Annotated in this window: 14 protein-coding genes and 1 tRNA gene; 3 read left to right on the top strand and 12 right to left on the bottom strand. The window is 65.2% G+C overall.

Features of this window, described 5'->3' with window-relative positions; translation table 11 throughout:
- The first annotated feature begins 32 nt into the window (after positions 1 to 32).
- From ACO07H_RS17955 to ACO07H_RS17945, 3 genes are all read left to right on the top strand, one after another.
- Positions 33 to 914: a hypothetical protein gene (locus ACO07H_RS17955; RefSeq protein ID WP_422016620.1), complete on the top strand. Its 882-nt coding sequence runs from the start codon at positions 33 to 35 to the stop codon at positions 912 to 914.
- Positions 915 to 1,307: 393 nt separating this feature from the next.
- The gene (locus ACO07H_RS17950) at positions 1,308 to 1,973 is read left to right on the top strand and encodes a hypothetical protein (RefSeq protein ID WP_422016618.1); all 666 of its coding nucleotides are present in this window, start codon (positions 1,308 to 1,310) and stop codon (positions 1,971 to 1,973) included.
- Positions 1,966 to 2,727: a Fic/DOC family protein gene (locus tag ACO07H_RS17945; RefSeq protein ID WP_422015262.1), complete on the top strand. Its 762-nt coding sequence runs from the start codon at positions 1,966 to 1,968 to the stop codon at positions 2,725 to 2,727. The genes ACO07H_RS17950 and ACO07H_RS17945 overlap by 8 nt, the downstream gene beginning before the upstream one ends.
- Before the next feature lie 238 nt (positions 2,728 to 2,965).
- Here the strand turns inward: ACO07H_RS17945 and ACO07H_RS17940 are convergent.
- The 12 genes from ACO07H_RS17940 to ACO07H_RS17885 form a co-directional block, all read right to left on the bottom strand.
- A tRNA-Pro gene (locus tag ACO07H_RS17940) sits at positions 2,966 to 3,042 on the bottom strand.
- Positions 3,043 to 3,077: 35 nt separating this feature from the next.
- Positions 3,078 to 3,596: a MerR family transcriptional regulator gene (locus ACO07H_RS17935; protein WP_422016616.1), complete on the bottom strand. Its 519-nt coding sequence runs from the start codon at positions 3,594 to 3,596 to the stop codon at positions 3,078 to 3,080.
- A 46-nt stretch (positions 3,597 to 3,642) separates the two neighbouring features.
- A complete protein-coding gene (locus ACO07H_RS17930) occupies positions 3,643 to 4,014 on the bottom strand; it encodes an integration host factor subunit alpha (RefSeq protein ID WP_422016614.1) in 372 nt (123 codons plus the stop codon).
- 21 nt (positions 4,015 to 4,035) lie between these two features.
- Positions 4,036 to 6,468, bottom strand: coding sequence for a phenylalanine--tRNA ligase subunit beta (gene pheT, locus ACO07H_RS17925; protein ID WP_422016612.1), 2,433 nt, complete (start codon positions 6,466 to 6,468; stop codon positions 4,036 to 4,038).
- Positions 6,469 to 6,507: 39 nt separating this feature from the next.
- The gene (pheS, locus tag ACO07H_RS17920; protein ID WP_422016610.1) at positions 6,508 to 7,551 is read right to left on the bottom strand and encodes a phenylalanine--tRNA ligase subunit alpha; all 1,044 of its coding nucleotides are present in this window, start codon (positions 7,549 to 7,551) and stop codon (positions 6,508 to 6,510) included.
- 87 nt (positions 7,552 to 7,638) lie between these two features.
- Complete coding sequence (rplT, locus tag ACO07H_RS17915; RefSeq protein WP_025564000.1) at positions 7,639 to 7,995, bottom strand: 50S ribosomal protein L20; 357 nt, start codon at positions 7,993 to 7,995, stop codon at positions 7,639 to 7,641.
- A 26-nt stretch (positions 7,996 to 8,021) separates the two neighbouring features.
- Entirely contained in the window at positions 8,022 to 8,225 is a 204-nt protein-coding gene (gene rpmI, locus ACO07H_RS17910; RefSeq protein WP_056197410.1) for a 50S ribosomal protein L35, read from the bottom strand.
- Between the two features lie 121 nt (positions 8,226 to 8,346).
- On the bottom strand, positions 8,347 to 8,829 hold the full coding sequence (gene infC, locus ACO07H_RS17905) for a translation initiation factor IF-3 (protein WP_422016607.1): 483 nt from the start codon (positions 8,827 to 8,829) through the stop codon (positions 8,347 to 8,349).
- A gap of 130 nt (positions 8,830 to 8,959) precedes the next feature.
- Complete coding sequence (gene thrS, locus ACO07H_RS17900; protein ID WP_422016605.1) at positions 8,960 to 10,867, bottom strand: threonine--tRNA ligase; 1,908 nt, start codon at positions 10,865 to 10,867, stop codon at positions 8,960 to 8,962.
- Between the two features lie 262 nt (positions 10,868 to 11,129).
- On the bottom strand, positions 11,130 to 11,804 hold the full coding sequence (locus ACO07H_RS17895) for a PEP-CTERM sorting domain-containing protein (RefSeq protein ID WP_422016603.1): 675 nt from the start codon (positions 11,802 to 11,804) through the stop codon (positions 11,130 to 11,132).
- 194 nt (positions 11,805 to 11,998) lie between these two features.
- Positions 11,999 to 13,096, bottom strand: coding sequence for a patatin-like phospholipase family protein (locus ACO07H_RS17890; RefSeq protein ID WP_422016601.1), 1,098 nt, complete (start codon positions 13,094 to 13,096; stop codon positions 11,999 to 12,001).
- A 61-nt stretch (positions 13,097 to 13,157) separates the two neighbouring features.
- A complete protein-coding gene (locus tag ACO07H_RS17885) occupies positions 13,158 to 15,383 on the bottom strand; it encodes a TonB-dependent receptor plug domain-containing protein (protein WP_422016599.1) in 2,226 nt (741 codons plus the stop codon).
- Positions 15,384 to 15,447: the final 64 nt, after the last annotated feature.

Below are 15,447 nucleotides of genomic sequence, written 5' to 3'. Positions count from 1 at the left end.
GGACCTTCGCCAAATCTGCAAGGGACCATTCAATGAACTTTCAACTCTGCGCGCGCTTGTGGCTTGCAATGAGCCTATCGGTGTCCATGGTTCCAGCAGAGTGCGAGCTTCTTCCTGCTCCTGCGGCGAGCGTCAGGGTCATTGGGGCCACCAATGCCGACCCGGGAGATTTTTCGCATCATGTCGATGTCACATCAACAGTAACTGCGACAAACAACGCATTTGGTGCATACCCGTTAAATATTGGGAATAACCAAGCAACTGCTACAGCATTCACGGATGCGGCTGGAGCCAACGGAATTCGCCAGCCGCAAATGGTTGCATCTTCTGTTGGCTACTACGGAAGCTACGTGTATGCGCGAGTGAATCTTTCCTATTGGTTTGCCATTAGCGACACTTCGACCTCTGTGGCGCCAATTGTTTTGGACACCTATTTAGGGGCGCAGCTTGCTACGGACATTCAAGGATTTAGTCGAAGCATCAGCACTGTCTTCTTTTCGATATCAACAGCCGCAGGAAGTAAGTTTATCGATGACGAGGCTTGTGCCGCAGTAGTCCAGTCCTACTGTGGCGCATACGCGTCGAGCACCCATCTTGAAAACGAACTTCTGTTGCCCACAAACGTTTGGCTCAATGTGCAGATTGAGACCGGCACTCTCACAACCGTTGGGCCTTACCAGGGTTTGCCATTCAGCGGCACTTACGCCAGTGGCATCGCATTCGCCGCACCGCTTCTATCGTTAAGTGCTCAATACCAAACAGATCACCCCAGCGCCAAATTGCTCTTTAGCGAAGGAGTATCAAATATTTCGGCCGTGCCGGAACCGGGAATTTGGATGATGACGTTGGTCGGCCTATTGCCTGTCGTCCGACGCTTCCGCAAGGGCTGCATTCACGCTTCTCAGCCGGGATGAACTGAACCTTCAAGGTGGTCAGGCGGCCAACTTTCAGTATGCGTACGCCATCGCCATTGAAGCTGATGACACGCCGGGCCTGCAACCGCTGCGGCGCCGTCCTTCGTCGTCGATCGCGACCTTCCGCTTTGGGCACTGACCTGCCCCCCGAGACGCGGAGCGGGAGGCCGTCGTCAAGGCGACCGCCGGCGTCGCGCATGCAAGCAGGAGATCAAGCCAAGACATGCAGCAAAGTTATCAGAAAGTCATTGCGTGGCACCGCCCGCCTGAGCCGGAACCAACTGACCGAAGTCCGGCAGGAAAGACCGGATCACCGGCAGGTTTTGCGGCTGTAAGACATTGACACCATTGAGATTTTTGGAGAAGTCAGACCTGAAGTGTTAAAATGTTCGCATGGGATTCTCCATGAAGCTCGCCGACCGGATGCGCCAGTCGATTCGACGCCGCGCCGGCCATGTCGTGCTGCGGACCGAACTCGCGCCGCTGGGCAGCGCATCGCAGGTGTCGGAGGCGCTGAAGACGCTTCAGCGCGATGGCGAGTTGCTTCGCCTGGGCGCGGGCGTTTACGCAAAGGCCCGCCGCGACGCTTCCACCCATGAGGTGACGCCAGTCGTGGATGTCGAGACGCTGGGACGTGAACTGGCTCTCAAGCTCAAGGCTCATGTGACCCAGGATGTGGAGGGCGCGCTGGTGTTGGACACGGGCGACCGCCGCGTCTCCCGCAAGCTCGCCTTGGGCCGGAGTGCCGTGCAGTACGTCAACAACCGCAATCGCCGGGCCTTCACGACCTTCACAAGCAGGCGGTGGGACACGGCGACGTTTCCGACCTCCCACGTGGCGGACTACGTGCGTTGGCTGGCTGGCTTCCATGGGGTCCGGTACTCGCCTACGGCCGCCGACCATTGGGCCGAGACGGTGACCCGCTTGGCCGGAGACGAAGTGCGGTCCGGCCCGGTGCAGGATCTGCTGGTCGCCCTCAAGCGCGCGGGCAAGCTGAGCAAGGACGACATGGCGAGGCTGCTCGTGAACTACCTGCGGGAGCGCAAGCAGGGTGTTTGATCCGTTCCGCGATTTCGAGACGGCCGGCTACCTGCGCAACAAGTTCGCCGAGAAAGACCCGCAGATCGTCCAGGAACTGGAGCACCAGATGTTCCGGGCTAGCCTGGACGAGGCGATCGCGCATCTCTCGAAGCGGCGTGGTTCGTTGAGCTACGCGGACTTCATGGCTGTTCATCGCATCCTGTTCGAGGGCTTCTATCCCTGGGCTGGCCAGGACCGAGCCATCACCGCGCCGGATCTCTCGATCACCAAGGCCGGGACCTTGTTCTCCCACCCGCTGGCTGCGCGATTGGCGGTGGAGGAGGGGCTGCGCATCGCTAGCGACAAGCGACAGTTGCGCCAGCGTCCGGGCTTTGTGATGGGCATGTTCGCGTACGGTCATCCGTTCCTGGATGGGAATGGGCGCACGATGCTGGTGGTGCATACCGAGTTGTGTCACCGGGCAGGCTTCTGCATCGAATGGCACCGCACGAACAAGAGCGACTATCTGGCCGCGCTCAGCGCCGAGATCGAGACGCCCAATCGAGGCATCCTCGATGCCTATCTGCTCCCCTTCATTGGCGAGGGCAAGGAGCGCCAGACCTGGGGCGGGATGATCGGCGGGCTGCCGGGTCTCGATGGGCAAGGCGCGACCGACACCATCGCCGGCAGCTATCAAGACGCCCAGGTCGCGGAACAGTACCGGGAATTCGAACGACGCCGCGGCTACCGGATCAAGCCGGTTGGTCCTGCGGCCGCGAGTTCGGACGAGTGAGGCATGCCTGCAGCGCCCTGCCACTGGCGTGAGGGCGGTGCAAAGTACCGACATCAGCGGGGACAGGGTGAGGTGGCCCTTGTCTCAAGGCTCGTTGCCCGAGGCGACCCACAACTTCCCATAAGAGCCCGTTCCGCGGTTGCCCCTACGGTTGCCCCTAAAGTCGGAAATCAGACCCCGAAACGAAAAACGGGTTAGCGGCCTGAGCTGCTAACCCGTTGATCTACTTCAATAAAAATGGTCGGGACGGCGGGATTCGAACTCGCGACCCCTTGCACCCCATGCAAGTGCGCTACCAGGCTGCGCTACGCCCCGACTGAGCCAATCAGTATAACCCAGGAATCGTGCATTCAGCTCAGAAGGCAGGCACGGATCGCAAGAAGTTCGGCGCGCACCTGCTCCAGCGACGAGAGCGGCGCCAGGGCTGGCAACGTGATGGACGACTCGGTCGCCTTGAGCGGCTGGGCGTGCGATGCGGTGGAGCGGACGGCAGGCCGGGGAGGAGGCGCAACGGGTGCGTCGAGGTCATCGTCCTCGTCAAGCGCGCCGTCCATCGCATCAAGTGCGTGCGCGGCCTCAGCCTCGTCACGAAAGTTTTGCGCTGCGGCTGGCGGCAGGCCTTCGCTCAACTGGTTGCGCGCGCCGCTGATCGTGAAGCCCTGGTCGTAGAGGAGGTCGCGGATGCGGCGGATCAGCAGCACTTCGTGGTGCTGGTAGTAGCGCCGGTTGCCACGCCGCTTCATGGGCTTGAGCTGCGTGAACTCCTGCTCCCAATAGCGCAGCACGTAAGGCTTGACGCCGCACAGTTCGCTGACCTCACCGATGGTGAAGTAGCGTTTGGCAGGAATGGCGGGCAGCGCTTTGTCCATTGAAATCAAGGGCTTCGGAGCGAAAGCTGAGGCTGGGCGTCAGACTCTACTCGAAGTCTTCGCCCGCAGGCGCGTCGCCTTGGACCTGTCCCTTGAGTTTGTGGCTCGCGTGGAAGGTCACGACGTTGCGCGCCTTGATGGGGATGGATTCGCCGGTACGCGGGTTGCGCCCGGGGCGCGGCGCCTTGCGGCGGATGTTGAAGTTGCCGAAGCCCGAGAGCTTCACGTCCTGGCCCTTGACGAGGCTGGCGTGCAGGATCTCGAAGAAGGCCTCGACCATGTCCTTGGACTCGCGCTTGTTCAGCCCCAGCTTGTCGAACAGCAGCTCGGCCAGCTCTGCCTTGGTCAGCGTGGGCGTCTCCAGGCTGCCCAGCAGCAGGGCCGTGGCGGCATCTTTCTTGGCGTCGTTCGCGTCCATTTGGGTTCTCCTCCTTCCCGGTCAGCCGCGCAGGCGGGCGCCGAGTTCAGCGGTCGCGGCGCTGACGATGGCGCCCACCGCCGCCTCGATGCGCTCGTCGGTCAGGGTGGCCTCGTCGTCCAGCAACTCCAGCCGCACGGCCAGGCTGCGTTCGTCGGGCTGCATGTCGCTGCTGGCCGCCGCGGGCTTGAACACGTCGAACAGGCGGGCCGAGCGCAGCAGCGCGCCGCCCGCGGCCTGAATGGTGGCCATCAGGGCGTCGTGGCTGACGGTGTCGCGCACGACCAGTGCCAGGTCGCGCTGAGCGGCCTGCTGGCGGGGCAGGGGACGGCCAGATGGCAGGGTCAGCGCGAGTGTGGCGTCGAGGTCCAGCTCGAACAGCACCGGCGCGCCGCCGCTGATGTCGTAGGCTTGGCGCCAGCGCGGGTGCAGTTCGCCCACGGCGCCGATGTCGGCGCCATCCAGCAGCACGCGGGCGCTGCGCCCGGGGTGCAGCGCGGGGTGCTCGGCGGCGACGAAGCTGAGCTCGCGCGCAGCGAACAGCGCTTCCAGGTCGCCCTTGACGTCGAAGAAGTCCACCGCGCGGTCGCGCTGGCTCCACTGGGATTGGTCGGCCGGGCCCCAGGCCAGACCGGCCAGGCGCAGCGGCTGGGCGATGCCGGCCACGGTCAGCGGGCCGGCGGCCACCGAGGCGTCGCGCTTGAACACGCGGCCCAGCTCGAACACGCGCACGCGCGTCGCGCGGCGAGCCTGGTTGTGGCGCAACACCTGAACGAGGCTGCCGATCAGGCTGGTGCGCATCACCGACAACGGTGCGGCGATGGGGTTGAGCAGCTTGATCGGGTTGGTCACGCCGGCCAGGTCGTGCTCCCAGCGTGCTTCGACGAAGCTGAAGTTGATGGTCTCGAAGTAGTCGCGCGCGGCCACGGCGCGGCGCAGGGCATGCGTGGACTGGCGGCTTTCGGAACGGGTCTTTGCGACGATGGGCGCCAGCGGCGGCGTGGACGGCAGCGTCGGGAAGCCCAGCACGCGGATGACTTCCTCGATGAGGTCTTCCTCGATCTGGATGTCGAAGCGCCAGCTGGGCGGCGTCACGGTCAGCACGCCGTCGGCCGCGGTGAAGGGCAGGCCCAGGCGGGTGAACACGGCTTCGCACTGGGCCTGGGTCACCGGCATGCCGATGATCTTGGCCGCGCGCGCGACGCGCAGCGCCACGGGCTGGCGCACCGGCAGGTTGGGGGACTGGTCGTCCATGGGGCCAGCCTCGCCACCGCAGATGTCCAGGATGAGCCGCGTGATGTGCTCGATGTGCTCGACTGTCAGCGCGGGGTCCACGCCCCGCTCGAAGCGGTGGCCGGCGTCGGTGCTGAAGTTGTAGCGGCGGCCCCGACCCATGACGGCCTCGGGCCACCAGAACGCGGCTTCGACGTAGACGTTGCGGGTGTCGTCGGACACGGCGGTGTGGTCGCCGCCCATGATGCCGGCCAGCGACTCCACGGCGCCGCTGCCGTCGGCGATGACGCCGACCTTCTCGTCCACCGTGATGGTGTTGCCGTTCAGCAGCTTCAGCTGCTCGCCTGCGCGGCCCCAGCGGACGACCAGCTCGCGATCGATCTTGTCGAGGTCGAAGATGTGCGACGGGCGGCCGTACTCGAACATCACGTAGTTGGAGATGTCCACCAGCGCGGTGACCGAGCGCTGCCCGCAGTGGGCCAGGCGCTCCACCATCCATGCGGGCGTCTGCGCCTGCGGATTGATGCCGCGCACGACGCGGCCGGAGAAGCGGCCGCAGAGGTCGGTGGCTTGCACGCGCACGGGCAGCCGGGCGTCGATGCGCGGCGCCACGGGCGGGAAGGCGGGCTGGTGCAGCGGCGCGCCGGTCAGTGCGGCGACCTCTCGGGCGATGCTGAAGACGCTCAGGCAATGGCCCAGGTTGGGCGTGAGCTTGAGCGTGAACAGCGTGTCGTCGAGGTTCAGGTGCGTGCGGATGTCCTCGCCGATGACCGCGTCGGCGGACAGCTCCAGCAGGCCGCCATGGTCCTCGCTCAATTTGAGCTCGCGGGCCGAGCACAGCATGCCGAAGCTCTCGATGCCGCGCAGCTTGCCGACGCCGATCTTGAACGGCCTGCCGTCCTCGCCAGGGGGAAGCTCGGCGCCGACGGTGGCCAGCGGCACCTTGATGCCCGCACGGGCATTGGGCGCGCCACAGACGATCTGCAGCGGCTCCCCATTGTTGAAGGCCGCACCGGCGTTGACCTTGCACACGCGCAGCTTGTCGGCGTTGGGGTGCTGCTCGGCTTCGAGGATTTCGGCGACGACGATGCCGTGGAAGGGCGGCGCGACGGGGCGCAGCTCTTCGACCTCCATGCCGGACATGGTCAGCAGTTCGGCCAGTTTTTCAGTGGACAGCGACGGATTGCAGAACTCGCGCAGCCAGGACTCGGGGAATTGCATAACGTTCTTGTTACTTGAACTGCCTGAAGCTGACAGGGCTCAGCGGAACTGAGCCAGGAAACGGAGGTCGCCGTCGAAGAAGGCGCGCAGGTCGTTGACGCCATAGCGCAACATCGCCAGGCGGTCGATGCCGGAGCCGAACGCGAAGCCGATGTAGCGCTCCGGGTCCAGCCCCATGTTGCGGATGACCTGCGGATGCACCTGGCCGGAGCCCGACACCTCCAGCCAGCGTCCCTTCAGCGGGCCGCTTTCGAACATGATGTCGATCTCGGCGCTGGGCTCGGTGAACGGGAAGTAGCTGGGCCGGAAGCGCAGCTGCAGCTGGTCGGTCTCGAAGAAGGCGGTGATGAAGTTCAGGTAGACCGCCTTCAGGTCCTTGAACGAGATGTTCTCGCCGACCCACAGGCCTTCGACCTGGTGGAACATCGGCGAGTGGGTCGCGTCGCTGTCCACCCGGTAGGTGCGTCCCGGTGCGATGACGCGGATTTCAGGCATCGTCTCCTGCCCCGCGTAGCGCTTGGCATGGGCCTGCGCGTAGCGGATCTGCATCGGGCTGGTGTGCGGTCGCAGGTTCAGCCAGGCGCCGTTCTCGTCCTTCATGTCGACGTAGAACGTGTCCTGCATGGAGCGGGCCGGGTGGTTCTCGGGGTTGTTCAGCGCCGAGAAGCTGTACCAGTCGGTCTCGATCTCGGGGCCGTCGGCCACGTCGAAACCCATGGAGCCGAAGATGGCCTCGATGCGTTCCATCGCGCGTGTGATCGGGTGCAGCCCGCCGATGCCGCGGCTGCGGCCGGGCAGGGTGACGTCCAGCGCTTCGGCCTTGAGCTGCTTGTCCAGTTCGGCCGCGGCTAGCGCGTCGCGGCGGGCGGTCAGGGCGGCCTCGATGCCGACCTTGAGCTGGTTGATCTCGGCGCCGCGGGTCTTCTTCTCCTCGATGCTCAAGGCGCCCAGGCCCTTCATCAGTTCGGTCACGCGACCGGACTTGCCGAGGAAACGGGCCTTGGCGTTTTCGAGTTCGGCGGGCGTCGGGGCGGCGGCAAAGTCGGCCTGTGCCGCTTGCAGCAAAGCGTCGAGATCAGACATTCGGGAATTCGGAATGAGAAAGGGCCGACCCTGGCGGGCCGGCCCTCAAAAGTTGCGTGCTCCGACGTGAGCCGGAGCGGGTCGCAATCAGGCGAGCGCGGCCTTCACCTTGGCGAAGATGCTGGCAAAGCCAGCCGGGTCGTTGACGGCCAGGTCGGCGAGGACCTTGCGGTCGATCTCGATCTGGGCCTTCTTCAGACCTGCCACGAACTTGCTGTAGGACAGACCCAGACCACGCGATGCCGCGTTGATACGGGCGATCCAGAGCTGACGGAAGACGCGCTTCTTGGTACGACGGTCACGGTAGGCGTATTGGCCCGCCTTCATCACCGCCTGCTTGGCGATGCGGAAGACGTTCTTACGACGACCCCGGAAGCCCTTGGCCAGAGCCAAGACCTTCTTGTGACGGGCACGAGCGGTAACACCACGTTTGACGCGAGGCATGTGTTTCTCCTTGAGTCAGTGATGAATTACAGGCCAGCAAAGGGCAGCATCTGAGCGATGTGACCCATGTTGGTTTCGTGCACGGTGACGGCGCCGCGGAGCTGACGCTTGTTCTTCGTGGTCTTCTTGGTCAGGATGTGGCGCTTGAACGCCTGACCGCGCTTGACGGTGCCACCCGGACGAACGCGAAAACGCTTTTTCGCGCTGCTCTTGGTCTTCATTTTGGGCATGTGGATGCTCCTTCTAAGTGTGTCCCTGGGGCGATGCCGGTGAGCCCGGCATGCTTGTTGGCCTCAGGAGACTTGTAAGCCGGTGGGCGACCAAACCCGCCGGCTGAACTCTGTTTGGGTCTCAGCGCTTTTTGGGCGCCAGGACCATGATCATCTGCCGACCTTCGAGCTTCGGCATGTTCTCGACGATCGCCACGTCAGCCAACTCATCCCGGATTCGCTCCAGGAGTCGCATGCCGATCTCCTGGTGGGTGATCTCACGGCCCCGGTAGCGCAGCGTGACCTTGCCCTTGTCGCCGTCTTCGGCGATGAAGCGGCGCAGATTGCGCATCTTGATCTGGTAGTCGCCCTCGTCCGTGCCCGGACGGAACTTGACTTCCTTGATCTCGATGATCTTCTGCTTGGACTTGGCTTCAGCGGCGCGCTTTTGCTCCTGGTACTTGAACTTGCCGTAGTCCATCAGCCGGCAGACCGGCGGATTGGCGGTGGCAGAGATCTCGACCAGATCCACATCCATGTCACCCGCCATGCGCAGGGCTTCCTGGATGCTGACAACGCCGATGGGTTCGTTCTCGGGGCCGTTCAGACGGACTTCGGGAGCCATGATTTCGCGGTTCAACCGGTGCTTGCGCTCCGGAATCGCACGACGGTCGGCAAACGTAGCGATGGTGTAGACCTTTCAACAGGCCCCAAGGCGAGGGGCCCAAACAAAACAAATCGCGCCCGAAAGGCTTTCAGACCTTGTGGGTGATGTCTGCGGAGATCCGGTTGAGGAAGTCCTGCAGGGGCATCACGCCGAGGTCCTGGTTGCCACGGGCGCGTACCGCAACGCTGCCATTCGCCTTTTCCTTGTCACCTACGACGAGGATGTACGGCAGCTTTTGCATGGAATGCTGGCGGATTTTATAGGTGATCTTCTCGTTGCGCAAATCGGCCGAGGCCCTAAGCCCTTGTTTTTGCAGCGATTTCACAATTTCAGACACGTAATCGGCCTGCGCGTCCGTGATATTGGCGACAACGACCTGCGTCGGCGCCAGCCAGACGGGCAGCGCGCCGGCGTGCTGTTCGATCAGGATGCCGATGAAACGCTCCAGGCTGCCGACGATGGCGCGGTGCAGCATGACGGGGTGCTTGTGCTGGCCGTCTTCGTCGACGAACTCGGCACCCAGGCGGCCTGGCATCGAGAAATCGACCTGCATGGTGCCGCATTGCCACTGGCGGCCGAGCGCATCCTTGAGCGTGTATTCGATCTTCGGGCCATAGAAGGCGCCGTCGCCCGGGGCGATCTCGAACTCGACGCCGGAAGCGCGCAGGCTTTCCATCAGTGCGTGCTCGGCCTTGTCCCAAACCTCGTCGGAGCCGATGCGGGCGTCCGGGCGCGTGGCGACCTTGTAGATGATGTCGGTGAAGCCGAAGTCCGTGTAGACCTTCTGCAGCAGCGCCGTGTAGGCCACGCACTCGGGCAGGATCTGGTCTTCCGTGCAGAAGATGTGCCCATCGTCCTGCGTGAAGCCGCGCACGCGCATGATGCCGTGCAGGCCGCCCGTGGGCTCGTTGCGGTGGCACTGGCCAAACTCGCCGAAGCGCAGCGGCAGGTCGCGGTAGCTCTTGACGCCGTGCTTGAAGATCAGGATGTGGCCGGGACAGTTCATCGGCTTGAGCGCGTAGTCGCGCTTCTCCGATTCCGTCGTGAACATGTTGTCCTTGTACTTCTCCCAGTGGCCCGAGGCCTCCCACAGCGTCTTGTCGAGCAGCTGCGGGCCCTTGACCTCCTGGTAGCCGTTGTCGCGGTAGACACGGCGCATGTACTGCTCCACCTCCTGCCACACCGTCCAGCCCTTGGGGTGCCAGAAGACCACGCCAGGCGCGTGCTCGTCGATGTGGAACAGGTCCAGCTCGCGACCGAGCTTGCGGTGGTCGCGCTTCTCGGCCTCTTCCAGCATCGTCAGGTACTTCTGCAGGTCGTCCTTGGTCGCCCAGGCCGTGCCGTAGATGCGCTGCAGCTGCTCGTTGCGGTGGTCGCCGCGCCAGTAGGCGCCAGCCACCTTCATCAGCTTGAAGTGCTTGAGCTTGCCCGTGCTGGGCACGTGCGGGCCGCGGCACAGGTCTTCGAACGCGCCTTCGGCGTACAGCGACACGTCCTGGTCGGCCGGGATGCTTTCGATGATCTCGGCCTTGTAGGCCTCGCCCATGGCCTTGAAGTGCGCCACGGCCTCGTCGCGCGGCAACACCCGGCGCTGCACCTTCTCATCCTTCTTCGCCAGCTCGGTCATCTTGGCCTCGATGGCGGCCAGGTCCTCGGGTGTGAACGGGCGCTTGTAGGCGAAGTCGTAATAGAAGCCGTTCTCGATGACCGGACCGATGGTGACCTGGGCGTCGGGGTACAGCGACTTGACGGCGTAGGCCAGCAGGTGGGCCGTCGAGTGGCGGATCAGCTCCAGGCCGTCGGCGTCCTTTTCCGTGACGATGGCAAGTTGGGCGTCGTGATCGATGACGTACGACAGGTCGACGACCTTGCCGTCCACTTTGCCGCCGAGGGCGGCCTTGGCCAGGCCGGCGCCGATGGAGGCGGCCACACCGGCCACCGTGACGGGCGCGTCGAACTCGCGCTTGGAACCGTCAGGCAATTGAATCGAGATCATTTCAAAACTCCGAATAGCAAACGAAAAAAAGCGCGGCCGTTGCCGCGCTTTTGTCTTGGGGAAGGATGAGACGTGAGCAGGCCGCGGCGACTAAACCCGGGTGGGAGTGACTGTCGTAGTTCGCGGTGTCATAACCGTCATGCCTTTCTCGCCCTTGTTGATTGCTGGGAGCGGCGATTGTAGGGAGAACGAGCGCGCTCTTGCTCTCGGCACAACGAAAAAGCCGCCCGGGCGGGCGGCTCTTGCAGTGCGATGCAGCAGGTCAGGCGCGACGGCGGCGAGCCGCGAAGCCCGTCAGCCCCAGGCCGGCCAGCAGCATGGCGTACGTGGAAGGCTCGGGCACCGCCGTGGCCAGCACCAGGTTGTCCACGCTGGGCCAGATGGACGCACCTGCGATGACCGAGGTCACCGTGAACGAGGTCACGCCTGTTGTCGACACGAAACCCAGGAAGCTGCCGGCCGTGATGCTGGTCGGCGTGATCACCTGCGTGATGGTGCCGCTGGCATCCGTCGCCGTCACAGTGACACTGCCCGCCGTGTAGAGGCCGGCGGCGCTTGACGCGAAAAAGTTGCCCCCTGCGGCGACAACGCCTGCCGAGAAGCCGCTGAACGACATCCCGTCACCAGCGATGTTGGTGGCCAGGAACGGATCGGCCGTGGTGCCGCCACCGAAGAAGGTGTGCGTGCCGGTTGCGGTCGGCGTGTTGTTGATCACCGTCCCGACATAGGAGAACGCGCCCGCGGTGCGGTTGATCGGCGTCGCCGTCGTGCCCGTGATGCTGAGGCCGGCGAAGGTGTCAGTGCCCGTGGTGCCCACCGCGGCCAGGAAGCTGCTGAGCGAGGTGTAGACCGTGACGGTCGCCTGCGCCGCGCCCGTCACGCCAGCGAGTGCCAGCGCAGCAGTGAGGGGTAGCAGGCGTTTGAGGATGGAAGCCATGTCAACTCCTTTTCGCGAACATCAAGCTCGCATGGGTTAAATAGTCACGTTTTTGACAACCGTAAGTAAAACAAAAATTTACGTAACGAGTTGACGAGGAAACCCCTAGTCCTGCGCGACCTAGGGGGTCAGGCCTTGCGACACAGCAGCAGCCTGGCCCGGCGCAAGCGTCATGCTCGCCGGCGCGTTTCAGCTCAGAGCGCCAGGCTGGCGAGAGAGGGCCTGTCGCACGCCGCCATGAACTCGTCGGCCAATCGCTGGCTTTCGGCCACGGCCACCCGCCAACGGCGGCGGCGCACGTCGGCGTCGAGCGTCATGAAGTCATTGCGGTCCGGCAGCTTGGCGCCGGGCAGCGTTGCGATGAACTCGGGGGACGGGCACAGCAGCACGACGTTGTCGAGGAAGGCGGTCGAGCGGTGGCGGTGCTTCAGCGCCTTGTCGAGCCAGCCCGGCACGAGCTGCCGCTGGAAGTGCGGGTACAGCACCAGCGGTGCCTGCAGCGGCTGCAGCCCGCGGTAGTCCAGGTGGAGGTGGTAGTCGGTGATGCCGCCGTCCCAGTAGGCGCCGCGCGGCGCACCGGGCAGGTCGGCTTGCGCCTGTAGCCAGAACGGGATGGAGCAGCTCGCGAGCAGCGCGCCACGCAGGTTGGCGCGCGACAGGTGCACCTCGCGCGTCGTGAAGTCGTTCAGCTTGATTGGCAGCCGGTCGCGCGGGTCCGAGAAGACGACGCGTTCCAGGAAGCGGCCCAGCAGTGGGCGCGCAAGCGCATTGGCCGCGAAGGCGCCGAGGTAGCCCAGCGGCGTGCGCAGCCTGCCCTCGCGAGCCAGCAGGCCCAAGCCCTTGTTCTGGCCGCGTGACGTGATGACGTGCAGGCGAAAGCGCGGGTGCGTCAGCACGTCGGCCTCGCGGCCTTCGAAGATCCCGGCCAGGATTTCGCCGAACCGCTGGCTCACGCCCTCAGGCCGCGGGCGCTTCTCGCCGGGCAGCACGTCGTACTCCTGCGTCACGTAGGCCTCGGCCATCACGTTGAACGCATCGGCCACGTCGCGGTGCGCGAGTGCTGCCGTGGCCATGCGCCAGGCGCCGATGCTGGCGCCGACGAGATGCACGGTCTGGCGGCTCTGCGGCAGCCAGTCGCCGAAGAGCTGCCGGTCCAGGCCGTTCAGGATCAGCCCTTTGGGGCCGCCCGCGGCCGCCGGGATCAGCCCGACGTCCTCGGCGCGCAGACCGCGCTCGGCCAGCCGCGCCCGGGCGACCGGGCCGGCAAATACTTGAAGGGCGGCGGTAGTCATGGCCCGACAAGATAGCCGAGGCCGCCTGCGCCGCAGGGCGCAGGCGGGACGCCGCGAACGTTCAGAACTTGTGTTCCCAGTTCATGCCCCACCAGGCGACCGGCTGGCGCTCGTTCAGGTTGAAGTCCGGCAGGTTGGCGTACGTGAGCAGCGTGCCCTGCTTGGGCTGGAACAGGCCGTTGACGCTGACGCGCACGCTGTCCTGCTTGCTGAGCTGCATCGCTGCGAACGCATCCAGTGAGCGGCTGGCCAGCGTCGCCTGGCTCTGCAGCAGGCTCTGCTGCACGTCGAAGCGCGGCGCGATCTGCGCGCTGAAGCCCATGCTGAGAGGCATGCTCTTGAGCCGATAGTCCGCACCGAAGTTGAACTGCCACGGCTGCTGGCCCTCCAGGCGGTTGTTGTTGCCCGGGATGTCGCTGACGCTGGAGCGGTAGAGGTTCAGTGACGCGCGCAGGCTCAGCGCCGTGGCCGGGTCGAACAGGCTGGGGAACAGCTCGCCGGCGCGGCCCTTGACTTCCAGCTCCAGGCCTTGCGTGGTCGCCTTGCTGAGGTTGACCTGCGTCAGCACCCAGCGCTGCGTGGGCGCCCAGGTCACCGTCTGCAGCGTCGGCTCGCTGGTGCGGATCAGGTTGGTGATGCGGCGGTGGAACACGCCCACCGACATCAGGCCGCCCGCCGGCAGGTAGCTCTCGTAAGCGATGTCCAGGCCCGTGGCCAGCTCGGGCTTCAGGGCCGGGTTGCCGACGCGGTCGGGCGTCGTGCGTGTGTTGCCCTGCGCCAGCGGCGCGGTCGTGTTGATGGACGGCCGGTTGATGAGCTGCTGCACGTCCGGCGCCTTGTAGCTGCGCGTGAGGCTGGCGCGCACCAGGTCGCGGCCCTTGGGGTCGGGCTTGAAGTTCAGGTGCAGCAGCGGCGTGGTGACCGAGCTCTTGCTGCTGAAGTCGCTGCTGCCGGCAATGTCGCGGCTGCCTTCGCTGTCGGTCTTCAGCTCCTCGTGGCGCACGCCGAAGTAGGCCGACCACTGCTTGTTGATCTCCCACTCGTCCTGCGCGTAGAACGCGGTGCGCGTGAGGGTCGCGTTGAACGGCTGGCCTTCGATGCCGGGCAGCAGCTCGACGCCGTTCTCCAACGTGCGGCGGTTCTCGTCGCGCACGCGGCGCTCCAACTCGGCGCCGACGGTGACCGTGTGGTCCTCGCCCGCGTACTGGCTGTACTTGCCGGACAGCGTGGCGTTGTGGTTGCGGTTCTTGCCCGTCGTCACGCGCGAGATGGGGACCGTGCCGCCGCGGCCTTCGAGGTCGAAGTTGAAGTCCGCGCCGCCGGAGCCGGCACCGGCCTTCAGCTCGATGCGGCGGTCTTCGCTGAAGCGGTTGTTGTACTGCAGGTTCACGCGTTCGGCCGAGAACGTGCCGCGGTTGTGCGTCGTCTCGAACAGGCTGCGCGGCGTGTACGAGGCATCGCTGTCGGGCAGCTTGGTGTAGGCCGTCTCGCCCTCGTTGCGGAAGCGGTTGTTGACGAAGAAGCCTTGCAGCGTCAGTGTCTCGTCGTCGTTCAGCTTCCAGTTCAGGCGCGGCGAGATGTTGATGCCGCGGCCGAAGGCGCGGTCATAGCCTTCGCTGCCGACATGCTGGCGCGGCTGCAGCGCCGTGGCGCTGGACAGGCGCTCGCCGTCCTGCTCGTTCTTGAAATGCCACTGGTAGACCGAGATCGGCAACACGAAGCCGAGGCCGCCCACCGTGCGGTCACCATAGGTGAAGCCGGCGTTGATGACCGGCTTCTCGTTGGCGTACGACAGGCCCACGCGCAAGTCCTTCTGCACGATGCGCGGCGCATCCTTCAGGATGATGTTCAGCGTGCCCGCGATGGCCTGCGCACTCTGGTCGGCGGTCGGCGCCTTGGTCACTTCCAGGCGCTCGACCTGCGCGGGGTTCAGGTTGTCCAGGCTGAATCCCGGGGGCGCGGGCTCGCCGTTGACGAGGATCTGCGTGTAGGCGCCGCCCAGGCCGCGCATGCGCAACTGGCCGCCGGAGACGTTGATGCCGGGCAGGCGCTTGAGCACGTCGGACAGCTGCGTGTCGCCGAACTTGTCCAGCTCTTCGCGGCCGTACAACTGCTTGGCGACGGGTTCGCGGCGTCGCAGGTCGGTGTCGTTCTGCTGGCGCGTCACCGAGACGCGTTCGAGCTGGTTGGCGGGCGACGGCGACGTGGCGGCACGGTCGACCTCCTGCTGCGCCAGGACCAGGGCGGGGCAGAGCAGAAGCAGCGAGGCGAGGGTGGGGCTTTTCAAGGGGGACTCCGAGGGTTCGATGCGGCGCGCACCATAGCCAGCAGGCGGTCGCGGTGCAGCGGCG

The organism is Roseateles sp., assembly GCF_965229315.1.
Taxonomy (GTDB): Bacteria; Pseudomonadota; Gammaproteobacteria; order Burkholderiales; family Burkholderiaceae_C; genus Pelomonas.
Note: the sequence above shows the minus strand (reverse complement) of the source record. Positions and strands in the feature narration are given on the sequence as shown.

What these genes read in the sequence shown, in the direction of transcription:
- infC (WP_422016607.1), bottom strand. Translation starts at nt 8,829, where the DNA reads ATGGCTCCCGAAGTCCGTCTGAACGGCCCCGAGAACGAACCCATCGGC.
- thrS (WP_422016605.1), bottom strand. Translation starts at nt 10,867, where the DNA reads ATGATCTCGATTCAATTGCCTGACGGTTCCAAGCGCGAGTTCGACGCG.
- ACO07H_RS17895 (WP_422016603.1), bottom strand. Translation starts at nt 11,804, where the DNA reads ATGGCTTCCATCCTCAAACGCCTGCTACCCCTCACTGCTGCGCTGGCA.
- ACO07H_RS17930 (WP_422016614.1), bottom strand. Translation starts at nt 4,014, where the DNA reads ATGGACGCGAACGACGCCAAGAAAGATGCCGCCACGGCCCTGCTGCTG.
- ACO07H_RS17890 (WP_422016601.1), bottom strand. Translation starts at nt 13,096, where the DNA reads ATGACTACCGCCGCCCTTCAAGTATTTGCCGGCCCGGTCGCCCGGGCG.
- rpmI (WP_056197410.1), bottom strand. Translation starts at nt 8,225, where the DNA reads ATGCCCAAAATGAAGACCAAGAGCAGCGCGAAAAAGCGTTTTCGCGTT.
- rplT (WP_025564000.1), bottom strand. Translation starts at nt 7,995, where the DNA reads ATGCCTCGCGTCAAACGTGGTGTTACCGCTCGTGCCCGTCACAAGAAG.
- ACO07H_RS17935 (WP_422016616.1), bottom strand. Translation starts at nt 3,596, where the DNA reads ATGGACAAAGCGCTGCCCGCCATTCCTGCCAAACGCTACTTCACCATC.
- pheS (WP_422016610.1), bottom strand. Translation starts at nt 7,551, where the DNA reads ATGTCTGATCTCGACGCTTTGCTGCAAGCGGCACAGGCCGACTTTGCC.
- ACO07H_RS17950 (WP_422016618.1), top strand. Translation starts at nt 1,308, where the DNA reads ATGGGATTCTCCATGAAGCTCGCCGACCGGATGCGCCAGTCGATTCGA.
- ACO07H_RS17955 (WP_422016620.1), top strand. Translation starts at nt 33, where the DNA reads ATGAACTTTCAACTCTGCGCGCGCTTGTGGCTTGCAATGAGCCTATCG.
- pheT (WP_422016612.1), bottom strand. Translation starts at nt 6,468, where the DNA reads ATGCAATTCCCCGAGTCCTGGCTGCGCGAGTTCTGCAATCCGTCGCTG.